Below are 11,070 nucleotides of genomic sequence, written 5' to 3'. Positions count from 1 at the left end.
GCCATCACGGCGCTGGCCTATCTGGCCCCGGCCCTGGGCAGCTGGCCCGCCGCCTGGCCCAGCACCCAGGCCGTGGTCGCGATCGTTGCGCTGGGCATCGCCTGCACGGCCGTCGCCTTCGCGGCCTTCTTCCTGCTGATACGCGAGATCGGTTCGGAGCGGGCCGTCGTGATCACCTACGCGTCGCCGGCCGTGGCCGTCGCCGCCGGTGTGGCGCTGCTCGGCGAGCCGCTCGACGGCCGCATCCTCATTGCCTTCGCCCTCATCCTCTGCGGCTCCTGGCTGGCCACCTCGCGCGGGCCGCGAAGCCTGGCGACCGCGTCGCCTGCCAAGGGCCAGGCCGTCATGCCCAACCATCGATCAAGTCCAGTCAACCCCGGAGGCAAGTGAATGCAGAACCACGACATCTTGTTTGTGCAAGGCGCGGGCGAAGGCGCGCACGCCGAAGACCAGGCCCTTGCGAACTATCTGAAGAGCGCCGTCGGGCCTGACCATGCGGTCAGGTATGCCAAGTTCTCCGGGCTGGAGAACGTGGTCTACAAGACGTGGAGGGACGAGATGGCGGCCGAGCTGAAAGCTGGCGGCGACCCGAGCATCGTGGTGGCGCACTCCCTGGGCGGCGCTGCGGTGCTGAAGTACCTGACGCAGGAGCGCCGGGACCTGTCGCTGGCCGGGCTGTTCCTCATCGCCACGCCCTACAAATGCGCCGATGGCGAATGGGGTGGCGACGACTTCGCGCTGCCCGTCGATTTCGGCGCGACCGTGCCCAGCATGGGCGCGATCGTGCTGTATCACAGCGCGGACGACGAGTGGGTTCCCTTCTCGCACCTGGCCCGGTGGGCCGAAAAGCTCCCGGGCGCGACCTCACGTGCGTTCACCGATCGCGGCCATTCCTTTTCTGCCAAGGCATTCCCCGAACTGATCGCCGACATCAGGTCGCTGTAGCTGGCGGCCTCACACGGCGCCGACCAAGCCCAGCCGGTGCGCGGCCGCCGCAGCGGCGCCTCGCGACGGCACCTCGAGCTTGGCCAGGATGTTCGACACATGCACGCTCGCCGTCTTCACGCTGATGAACAGCGCCGCGGCGATCTCCCTGTTCGAGCGGCCCTCGACCAGCAGCGCCAACACCTCGACCTCGCGCGCCGTCAGGCCCTGGGGCGAGGCTGGGGGCGCACCGCCCTCGTCCGGCCAGAGCTCGACCCTGCCCCGGCCGGCCACGGTGGCGAGTTGCGCGCTCAAGGGCTCGGCGCCCAGCTGCCGCGCGAACAGCGCCGCGCGCCGCAGCGCCGCTATGGCCGCGCCACGTTGGCCGGCGGCAAGCCACGCGGAACCCTGGCGCATCAGCGCATAGGCCAGCCATGGAAGGTTGCCGATCTCCTGCCAGGCCGCGACCGCGGCGCCCCAGGCGACCGCATCCGAACCGCCGCCCAGGCGGCTGCGCTCGGCCAGCGATGTCAGGGCGCAGGCCCGCTCCACCGGGCCGGGCTGGGCCAGATGCTCGGACGACTCCACGAGCAGATCGCGCAGCGCATCGGCACGGCCCGACCCGATGCAGGCGCGCCACGCATGGGCGATCAGCGGCCAGAGCAGTCGTGGCGGCAGCCAGCCCCTGAGCGCCCCGATGCCATGGCCGGCCTCGACGGCTGCGGCCGGGCCGCCTTGAAGCAGGGCGATCGCCATCGACAGCTGGCGCTGTGCGGCGGCGCGGCGGGGCGCGTCCTGCGGACTCTCTTCGGCGGCGGCCAGGGCTTTCAAGGCGCGCTCTGCCGCGGCCAGATTGCCTCGGCCGGCCGCAATGAGGCCACCCACCTGCGACAGCTGCAGGCTGCCGAGAGGCGAGGGATCGAGTTCGCGAGCCTCGCCGATCAGGTCGAGCGCGTCATCCCAGCGCCCGACGGCCATCAGCGCGCGCGCAAGAAGCTGGGCGACTGACGCGCCCATATAGCGGGCCTGGCCGAGCTGGCGTGCCCGCTGCCAGGCCATGCCTGCCGCCTCGACCGCCGCCGCGTGCTCGCCGCGTGCGTCGAGCAGGTCGACCATCGCGACGCGGGCGATCATCTCTACGCGCCCTGATGCGCCGGCCTGCGCTTCACCCAAGGCGCGTTCAAGCCGCTCCATCGTGGCCACGTCGCCGGCAGGCCGGGCGAGTGCACCGGACACCAGGGCCTCGACCGTCCACTCAGACTCGCCGAGTCGCATCGCCAACGCGTCCAACTCGTCCACCAGCGCCCGCATCTCATCGGCGCGACCGTGCAGGGCCAGCGCGCGGCAGATCTGGCCGAGCGCCGCCGCGCGTATGCGCGTCGGCCCAGGGGCAAGACGCAGGGCCTCGCGAAGGTCGCTCAGCTCGCCCGCATGCATGCCCTGCTGGCGCATCATGGCGCGCTCGAGCAGCAGCGCGGCGATGCGCTCGCCGTCGGTCGCCGGATCGAGTTCCGCGAGACCGGCTTCGACGATGCGCTGCCCACGCTCGGTCTCAACGGCCCAGCAGGCGGCATCGGCCGCGGCCTCCAGCAGCTGCGCCCGATCGATGCCTTGCGGGCGCTGCGTCGGCTCGACGCGGGGCCACAGGTCGAGTGCATGTTCGAGCATCGTCAACTGCTCGGCATAGGCCAGGCGGGCGGTGGCTTCCCGCGCGGCCTGCCAGGCCGCGTTGAGCGCCCGGGCCGGGTCGTCTGCCGCGCGCCAGTGCAAGGCGATGCTGGCCGCCACCCAGGCGTCGGCGCCCAGCGACGGGTCGGCCTCGAGGGCCTCGGCGTAGGCGCGATGCAGGCGCTGCCGTTCGCCGGGCAGCAGGTCGTCGCGGATCGCCTCCTGGATCAAGGCATGGCGGAAGGCGTAGCCCTCCGCGTCGGCTGCGATGACGACATGCGATGTGACTGCGGCGCGGAGCGCTGCATCCAGGCCATCGGCGCCGACGACGGCGGCCAGCAGCCGATGCCCGACGCGAAGGCCACCCACCGCCATCGCGTGCAGGACTTCGCGTGCCCGTTCCGGCAACTCGTTCACCGCGCCAAGCAGCAGATCGCGCAGCGAACCCTGCAGCTGGGTTCGCACGGCACCCTCCGGCGTGACCAGGGCTTCGGTGAACAGCGGCACGCCACCGCCGCGGGTGTGGACGGCGTTGACGACATCGGGCGCCGGCTCATGGCCCAGCATGGCGCTCAGGTGCAGCGCCACGTCGGTGCGCGACAGGCGCGGCAGGGCGAGCGGGGTCACCCCTTCAATCCGGGCCAGCTCGGCCAATCCGCCACGCAGCGGATGCGCTCCTGCCAGCGCCTCGGTCCGGTACGACGCGACCAGCAGCAGGCGGGTGCCCTGCAGGTTGCGAGCCAGATAGGCGAGGAGGTCGCGCGTCGCGCGATCGGCCCAATGCAGGTCTTCCAGCACCAGCACCACCGGGGCCTGGGCGGCCAGACTCTGGAGCAGCAGGCGCAATGACTCGAACAGCCGCGAGCGCGCCATGCCGGGGTCGCCTTCCGATGGTGCTGGCCCCAGCTCGGGCAGCAGCCGTGCCAGTTCGCGCGCGCCGGAATGCCCCACGAGAGTGACGATCTCGGCAACGCCGCGCAGCTGCACCAGGCGCCGCACGGCCGAGACGAAGGGCGCGAACGGCAGCCCCGGCTCGCTTTGCTCGACACACCAGCCACTCAGGACCAGGGCCTGGCGGCCCAGGCGCTCGGTTGCTTCCCGGATCAGCCGGCTCTTGCCGCCACCACCCTCCGCGCTGATCACGACGGTGCGCACCGTTCCCGCGCAGGCGTCGGCGAACGCGTCCGCGAGCACATCCAGCTCGCTGTCGCGACCGACCATCAGGGGACTCAAGAGACGCTTCACGCTTTGGGAGGGACGGCCTGCCCAGGTCTGGGTGTCGCGGGCGGCGCCGCGGCCATTATCCCGATGGTGTGTCCGAATACGGCGTCGAATGGTGCCGTGCTGATTCAGTGGTATGCCGAGACCAGATCGTCGTCCCGGGACTTTTGCGTCGCAGGCTGGGCCGCCGGCCAGAGGGCTCGCAACCGTGACAGGGCAGCCGCTTCGTGCAGGCCTTCGGCGAGCAGGTGAGCCACGCTGGAGATGAACTCGGCCCGGGGCACGCCGTGGGGCCGGGAGGCATGCGCCGGGCTCATGCGCTCCGCGCGTGACGGAACGGCGACGTCGGTCACGTCGATGCAGGCGCTGGCCCAGCGCTTTCTGACCGACATGGCGCAGGCTGGCAGGCCGGTCTCGATGACCAGGCCGTCCACGCGCCTTCCTCGCCGTGCATTCGGCAGCGCCAGCATCGGTCCTGCGGCGACGTTCAAGACCGAGCTGCGCGCTCGCTTGCGAAAGTGAGGCAACAGCGCGCCGGTCAGCTGCTGGACGCCCAGCTGATGGGCTTCCAGCTTCTCGTCGCTGTCGTCAGCGTCGAGCAGCGCATGCAAGCCCGGCAGATCCCTCACCGGGAAGGCGATCGAGATGTTGACGAGCATGTTCAGGTGGGCCCAAGTCGCGGCGATCTGCTCGCAGAAGCCAGCGACGCTCCAGGGGTTGGTCAGATCCAGGTCGATGGCCCGCATGCGGGGGTTGGCGCGCGCGACGGCCTGAGCGGCGCCAGGCTCGCCGCCGAAGATGATGACCTCGTTGCCCAGCCGGCACAGCAGTTCGGCCAGGCCGCGGCCGATGCCACGGGTGCCGCCGGCGACGAGAATGGTGTTGCCTTGCATCGTCATGTGGACCTCCTTGCGCGAAGGCCCGCATTGAATCGGCCGGCGCCCATTTCGAGCAGTCGATTCCGGTCATGTGATTGCACGATTCGCCCATCGTGCGCCCCGCTCGAACCGAGCCGGGCGGCCGCCCCAGGGCCGATAGCCCAAAACCGCCAAGCTCTTGCACGATCCAGTCATTCCTGAGCGGTTCGTTCGCACGCCTCTTGAGCCGCACGGGCGCAGCGGGTACGGTTGCGCCATGGGCTCACTCGAAGAATTGCAAAGGCTGATCAAGCGCCACGCCACCTCAAAGGGTGATCGCAATGCAGGCGACGTGTTCGCGGTAGCGGCCGAGGCTCCGACGGAGCTCCAGCACGTGGTGCTGGAGCCGACCTTCGTGGTCGTGGCGCAGGGCGCCAAGCGCGCCATGCTGGGCGACGAGATGTTCGAGTACCGCGAGGGCCAGTTCCTCGTGGTGAGCGTGGACCTGCCCATCGCCGGCTGCGTGATCCAAGCCAGCCCCGAACTTCCCTACCTGGCCGCGGGCTTGACGCTGCAGCTGGCAACCATCTCCTCCCTGCTGCTGGAGCTGGACCCCGCGGAAGTGGCCGCGAGCGAACCCGCCGGCTTTGCGGTCAGCAACGCGCCCGAGGACCTGCTGGACACCGTGGTGCGCCTGCTGCGGCTGAAGGACTCGCCGCGCGACGCCGCCGTGCTGGGCCCGCTGGTGGAGCGCGAGCTGGTGTGGCGGCTGCTGCACGGCGCGCAGGGCGCCATGGTGCGGCAGATCGGCCTGGCCGACAGCCGGCTGTCGCAGATCGGGCGGGCCATCCGCTTCATTCGCAACCATCACGCCGAAGCCATTTCCATCCCGATGCTGGCCGACATGGTGGCCATGAGCGAGTCGTCCTTTCACCGCCACTTCCGCGGCGCGACGACCATGAGCCCGTTGCAGTACCAGAAGCTGATCCGGCTGCAAGAGGCGCGGGCACGCATCCTGGCGGACGCCGGCGACGTCGCGGCCATCGGCTACAGCGTCGGCTACGACAGCCCCTCGCAGTTCAGCCGCGAGTACAGCCGCTTGTTCGGCGCGCCGCCCGGGCGGGACAAGCTGCGGCTGGGGCTGCGGGCGATGGGCGCGGGATCGTTGCCCGCCTGAAGCGGCCATCTTTCTCAACACACCCCCGGGGATTGCAGTCGTCACCCGGGGCCTATCCGTTCGGAGGGCTGGCAACGCGCGCGCCGCTGGGCATGATGCGGGGCATGCTGCCCCATCCCCTGGACGAACGTACGCGCCGCGCGATGCTGCTGTTGTTCTACGCCCAGAGCGGCGTGAGCCTGGTGGCGGCGGCGCTGCTGGTGCTGTTGCATGTGGGCACGCAGATCGACCGGGTGGCGCTGCCGGCGCTGCTGGCCTGGGGCGCGGCATTTGCAGCGCTGATCGTGTTGCGCGTGCTGTGGAAGCGCCAGGTGGCGCAGCTGCCGCAAGCCGCTGACCCCGCACCGTGGGAGCGCCGCGCCGAGCTGGGTGCGCTGCTCACCGGTGCACTCTGGGCGCTGGCGCTGGTGATGGCTTTCGACGCGCGGCAGCCTGCCACCCAGATGTACGCCGCCATGCTGGCCTGCATCACCTGCGTGGCCAGCATCAACGTGATGGCGCCGCAACCGCGCGCCTTCGTGATGCTGATCGCCCCCGTCGCCGTGGCATTGATCGCGCTCTTCCTGTCGCTCGGCAGTTGGAGCGGCGCCTACAACGCTTTGCTGGTGCTGTCGGCCGTGGCCCTGGCGATGGCGCTGACTTTGCGCCACACCCGACTGCTGCGCGAGAGCCACGCGCTGCGCTTCGAGCGCGAGGCCTTGCTGGCCCAAGCCCAGGCTGCGCGCGAAGCGCAGACGCGCTTCCTGGCCGCCGCCAGCCATGACTTGCGCCAACCCGTGCATGCGCTGGGCTTGCTGGCCGCACAGGCCGCGCACGAGCTGCAGGGCCGGCGTGCGGCGCAGACGGCGGAGCAGTTGCAGGCCATGGCGCAGGCGCTGGACGGGCTGGTGGAAAACCTGCTCGACGTGTCGCGCCTGGACAGCGGCGCCTTGCAGCCGCAGTGCCGCTCGCTGCCGCTGCAACCCTTGTTCGAGCGCCTCTCCACCGAATACGCGGTGCTGGCCGAAGCCAAGGGCTTGCAGTGGCGGCTGCGCCCGACGGCGCTCTGGGTGCGCAGCGACGCGCAGCAGCTCGAACGCCTGTTGCGCAACCTGCTGTCCAACGCGCTCACGCACACCGTGCACGGCGGCGTGCTGCTGGCGGCGCGGCAGCGTGCGGGCCGTGTGCAGGTCGCCGTCTGGGACACCGGCCCGGGCATCGCGCCCGAGCACCACGAGCGCATCTTCCAGGAGTTCGTGCAGCTCGCCAACCCGGGGCGCGACCGGCGCCGCGGCCACGGCCTGGGCCTGGCCATCGTCGCGCGGCTGGCCCGGCTGCTGGACCATCCGGTGGACCTGCGCAGCCGCCTGGGTCACGGCAGCTGCTTCGCCGTGAGCCTGCCCGAGGACGAGCCCCGCCTGCTGACCGAGCCTCGCACCGTGCCGCAGGGGCAGCCGCTGCAGGGCCGCTGTGTGGCGCTGGTGGAGGACGACGAAGCGGTGCGCGAAGCCACCGTGACCCTGCTGCGCACCTGGGGCTGCGAGGTCTGGGCCGAAGCCGCGGTGGCGCCGCTGCTGGCGCGCCTGCGCGCGGCCGGTGCCCGGCCGCAGCGCCTCATCAGCGATTGGCGGCTCGCGCAAGGCGATGGGCTGAGCGCCATCGAGGCCTTGCGCGAGGCGTTCGGCGACAGGCTGCCGGCCCTGCTGATCAGCGGCGAGACCCTGCCGATGAGCGCGAAGGCCTTGCGTGCGCTGCGCGTGCAGCCGGCGCGCAAGCCACTGCCGGCGGCGGCGCTGCGCGCCTGGCTCAGCGCGCCCTCAGAACCAAATTCAGAACCGCCCTCAGAACCGCATTGAGGCCAGCCGCGCCTGCCCGGCCAGCGCGGCCTCGGCGCGGTTGCGCACGCGCAGGATGCGAAAAATCGTTACCAGATGACCCTTGACCGTCGGCTCACCCATGCCCAGCTCGCGCGCGATCTCCTTGTTGCTGCGGCCCTTCACCAGCTCGGCCAGCACCTCGGCCTGGCGCTGCGTGAGCGCCTCGTCGGGCAGGTCGGTGCTGCGCTGCAGCAGGAAGGGTGGCAGGTAGCAGCCGCCGGCCAGCACCAGCTCCAGTGCGCCGAAAAGCACACCCACGTCGGCGCTCTTGGGTAGCCAGCCGGCAGCGCCCCCGTCGAGGGCGCGCATGGCCAGCAGCGGGTCGCTGTCGGCCGACATCAGCAGCACCGGCAGCAGCGGCCACTCGGCGCGCAGCTGCTGGAGGGCCTGCAACGGCGCGAGTCCAGGCAGGTGCACGTCGAGCACGACGAGGGCCACGTCGGGCCGGCGTGCCAGCAGTGCTTGCGCGGCAGGCAGGCTGTCGGCTTCGCTCACCTCGCAGCCCTCGCGCTGCGTGCGCAGCAGCTGCGCCATGCCGACTCGAACGACAGGGTGGTCGTCGACGATAAGGAGGTGCAATGGCGCGGTCATGCCGCGCCATCATGCCGTCAAACGCGGCGTTCGGGTCAGGTTCGGGCTGGATTCGGCAACGTGTGCCGCCCTCGCCGCCGAGCGCCCGCCGTGAGGGCGGCCAGCCCGATGCCGAACAGCGCGACGGACGCCGGCTCCGGCACGCTGGCAACGCTGATGGCGCCACCCATGTGCGTCGTGGCGAGCTCCATCAGCGCCGAATCGAGCAGCACGACGTTCCCGAACGACAGGCTGCTTTGTCCCGCCGCCAGCGCATGGAAAGACAGGTGCACGACGAGGCCGTCGCCGCTGACGCCCGGCCCGGGCCCGGCCAGGGTGTTGGCCGTGAATGACACCGTGCCGGCGCTGTTGTCGATGGTGCCGGGCAGGAAGAACGTCGCCCGGCCGCCGGCGGACAGGAAGTCGCCTTCCAGCACCGTGGTGGCCTGCACGATCGCCGGGTCGAAGGCGATGTCGAACTGGAAGGCGTACAGGTCCGGTGCGTCCGCAACGAGCACGTCCAGCGTGAAGGTGTCGCCCACCTGCACGGCAGGCGCGGGGGCAGCGAAGGACAGGGTCGTCGCCGACGCGGGCGCAGCCAGCAGCGCCAGCACGATCCCCCACAGGCAAGTCAGTTTCGTCATCTCTCTCTCCTTGGATCGAATGCAGTTCGTTGACGGCCGCTCAGGGGCAGGTCGTGCCCGCGGCAAGCTTTTGCGCGATGAACGCCAGGTCCCGGATGTCGACCACGCCGTCGCCGTTCACGTCCGCTCTCGCGTCGAATCCGGGCATGCCGGCGCGCTTGCCGAACGCGGTCTTCACCACAGCCTGGTCGCGGCAGTCGATGGCGCCGTCGAAGTTCACATCGCCCGGCAACGCCACGACGGTGAAGGTGGCCGCACCCATGCCCGTGTTGCCGGCGACGTCGGCGGCGATGGCGCTGTAGCGGTGGCTGCCCGGGCCGAAAGAAGACGCCAGGCCGCGAATATCGGCACAGTTGGTCGACGCCACACCGGACTCCTTGTCCATGGCCTCGCACGTGATATCGACGCTCTGCCCCGGCGCGTACGAGCCCAGGTTGCCGCGGTAGACGACGGCGGGGGGTGTCTTGTCGATCTTGACCGTGACGATGTTGCTGCTGTCGCTCTTGTTGCCCGCGACATCGACGGCGTACTTCGAGCCGGAGGACACGGTGCCCTGCTTGCTCAGGACCAGGTCGTCGGGGCAGACCGCGACGCCCGAGCCGCCCGTGTCGGCGCAAGTGAAGCGCACGACCACGTCGCCGGTGTACCAGCCCGCTGCGCCGGGTTGCGTCGTCGCGGCTGCCTTGATGGTCGGCGGCTTCAGGTCGACCCTGACGGGGCTGGTCGTGAAGCTGACGCTGTAGCCACCGCCCGTCAGGGTGTAGCTGAAGCCGTTGGGCGTGTCCTCCGACACGACCGCTCGATTGCCGATGCAGACGACGTCGCACTGGGGCGTGATGACGACCTGCCGGTTGGTCCAGGTACCGGGGGTGTAGGGCCGGCTGTCCGAGGTCACCAGGGTGTAGCCGAAGGTCGGGCGGTTGAAGGTGACGCCTGCGTTCACGCTGGCTACCGCCGTGATGAAGCGCGACCCTGGGAAGTCCGCGCGGATGATGCCGATGCGGCTGCCGGGGAGGTGGAACTGCGGACGCATCACATAGTCCGCGATCAGCGTGTTCATGCCCTCGTAGGAGATGGTGCACAGGCCGAGGGCGCAGGCGGTGCGCGGGAAGTCGGGAAAGGTGAATGCGTCGGCGGTGGCGCCGTCCACCAGCCCGGTCGACAGGCGCGGGGCACCCGTCTCGGCGCTGGAATGGCCGCTGGCGAAGAAATAGGGAAACCCGCCGTCAGAGCCACCACTGCCAACGTAGTAGAGCTGGCTGGTGCCGGTGATATTGGCTGCGTCTGCAAGATGGCTTTTGACGGGCAGCCAGAGCCGGTGATAGAGGTCCAGATTGCTGCGGAGTTTGTCGAACAGCACGGCCGTGTATCCCATCGAAATGATGGGCCGGTAGTAGTGGCGGGTGGACAGCGGACCCATGTATTGGTGGGTCAGCAGGACCTTGCCGCGTGCGTCACACGAGTTCGGATCGGGTTTCGAATTGAGCGGGGGCACCGGGCCCAAGGTCAATGTGGCCGGACCCGGGCAAGTGGCGGGCAGCAGATAGTCCGCATACTTTTGACCTGTGGCCACGCCATCGATGACGGCGGGTTGGTCCAGCAATGCGTCGAGCGCAGGCGCTGGGTCGCATTTGCAGTCGGCCGTCTCCATGACGACGCTCATGATGACCAGTTCCGACGGGTTGCTTTTCAGGAAGGCGACGGTCGGCTGCAGTACGCCGCTCTCGAAAGGCAGGAACATGTCGACACCGCCGTGAAACACCAGCAGCGCGCAGTTCGACGATTGGTAGTACTGGTTGCAGTCTTGAAGCGCAAGGAGGTCGTAGTACTTGAGCCGGATGTCCAGATAACGGATGCCCGAATCCAGCTGCTCCCGGATGGTCATGGTCTGCGTCTGCGCGATGGGGCCGCCTACACCGTGGAAGGTTCCGCTGTCATGCGTACCCGGCAGGGACAGCTCGGTGAGCTTCTTCGTGGCGCCGAGGGTCAGCATCCACTGGGGGTTGTGCGCCGCGGGCCCGGAGTCGTGCCAGTAGGCGCCGTCGTTGTGGGCCAGCGCGGGGGCGGGGCAGCACAGTGCGGCCCCGGCCAGCGCCAGCAGCGCGGCAAGGCGTCGACCGCTACGCGCGCTGACTTCCTCGATTGCGCGTAGC

General features: G+C 70.2%; 9 protein-coding genes. 4 read left to right on the top strand and 5 right to left on the bottom strand.

The annotated features are described in order from the left end of the window. Together ACXJKR_RS13920 and ACXJKR_RS13915 are read left to right on the top strand one after the other, a co-directional pair. Positions 1-390, top strand: a 390-nt coding sequence (locus ACXJKR_RS13920) for an EamA family transporter (RefSeq protein WP_457323333.1), incomplete at its 5' end; no start/stop codon positions are given. Further along, positions 391-945: an alpha/beta hydrolase gene (locus ACXJKR_RS13915; protein WP_457323332.1), complete on the top strand. Its 555-nt coding sequence runs from the start codon at positions 391-393 to the stop codon at positions 943-945. Between the two features lie 9 nt (positions 946-954). On the opposite strand, the gene ACXJKR_RS13910 is transcribed toward ACXJKR_RS13915, so the two are convergent. Beyond that, entirely contained in the window at positions 955-3,825 is a 2,871-nt protein-coding gene (locus ACXJKR_RS13910; protein WP_457323331.1) for a helix-turn-helix transcriptional regulator, read from the bottom strand. 116 nt (positions 3,826-3,941) lie between these two features. Then, the gene (locus ACXJKR_RS13905; protein ID WP_457323330.1) at positions 3,942-4,712 is read right to left on the bottom strand and encodes an SDR family NAD(P)-dependent oxidoreductase; all 771 of its coding nucleotides are present in this window, start codon (positions 4,710-4,712) and stop codon (positions 3,942-3,944) included. Positions 4,713-4,947: 235 nt separating this feature from the next. Here ACXJKR_RS13905 and ACXJKR_RS13900 point away from each other — a divergent pair, with 235 nt between their 5' ends. Then, complete coding sequence (locus ACXJKR_RS13900) at positions 4,948-5,847, top strand: AraC family transcriptional regulator (RefSeq protein WP_457323329.1); 900 nt, start codon at positions 4,948-4,950, stop codon at positions 5,845-5,847. Between the two features lie 104 nt (positions 5,848-5,951). After that, positions 5,952-7,682: an ATP-binding protein gene (locus ACXJKR_RS13895; RefSeq protein ID WP_457323328.1), complete on the top strand. Its 1,731-nt coding sequence runs from the start codon at positions 5,952-5,954 to the stop codon at positions 7,680-7,682. Here ACXJKR_RS13895 and ACXJKR_RS13890 read toward each other — a convergent pair. The 3 genes from ACXJKR_RS13890 to ACXJKR_RS13880 form a co-directional block, all read right to left on the bottom strand. Next, positions 7,668-8,294: a response regulator gene (locus ACXJKR_RS13890; protein ID WP_457323327.1), complete on the bottom strand. Its 627-nt coding sequence runs from the start codon at positions 8,292-8,294 to the stop codon at positions 7,668-7,670. The two genes, ACXJKR_RS13895 and ACXJKR_RS13890, sit on opposite strands and share 15 nt — an antisense overlap. 35 nt (positions 8,295-8,329) lie before the next feature. Then, positions 8,330-8,917 (bottom strand): cohesin domain-containing protein, encoded by a 588-nt coding sequence (locus tag ACXJKR_RS13885; RefSeq protein WP_457323326.1) that lies wholly within the window; start codon positions 8,915-8,917, stop codon positions 8,330-8,332. Positions 8,918-8,957: 40 nt separating this feature from the next. Continuing rightward, a partial coding sequence (locus tag ACXJKR_RS13880; protein WP_457323325.1) for a dockerin type I domain-containing protein occupies positions 8,958-11,070 on the bottom strand: 2,113 nt, incomplete at its 5' end.

The sequence above is a fragment of the Roseateles sp. P5_E11 genome (genome assembly GCF_054049355.1).
The sequence above is the reverse complement of the archived record's forward strand: the minus strand, read 5'-3'. Positions and strand labels throughout refer to the sequence as shown.

Bases quoted from the DNA above. Each gene is read 5' to 3' on its own strand.
- ACXJKR_RS13885 (WP_457323326.1), bottom strand. From the start codon at position 8,917: ATGACGAAACTGACTTGCCTGTGGGGGATCGTGCTGGCGCTGCTGGCT.
- ACXJKR_RS13915 (WP_457323332.1), top strand. From the start codon at position 391: ATGCAGAACCACGACATCTTGTTTGTGCAAGGCGCGGGCGAAGGCGCG.
- ACXJKR_RS13890 (WP_457323327.1), bottom strand. From the start codon at position 8,294: ATGACCGCGCCATTGCACCTCCTTATCGTCGACGACCACCCTGTCGTT.
- ACXJKR_RS13905 (WP_457323330.1), bottom strand. From the start codon at position 4,712: ATGACGATGCAAGGCAACACCATTCTCGTCGCCGGCGGCACCCGTGGC.
- ACXJKR_RS13895 (WP_457323328.1), top strand. From the start codon at position 5,952: ATGCTGCCCCATCCCCTGGACGAACGTACGCGCCGCGCGATGCTGCTG.
- ACXJKR_RS13900 (WP_457323329.1), top strand. From the start codon at position 4,948: ATGGGCTCACTCGAAGAATTGCAAAGGCTGATCAAGCGCCACGCCACC.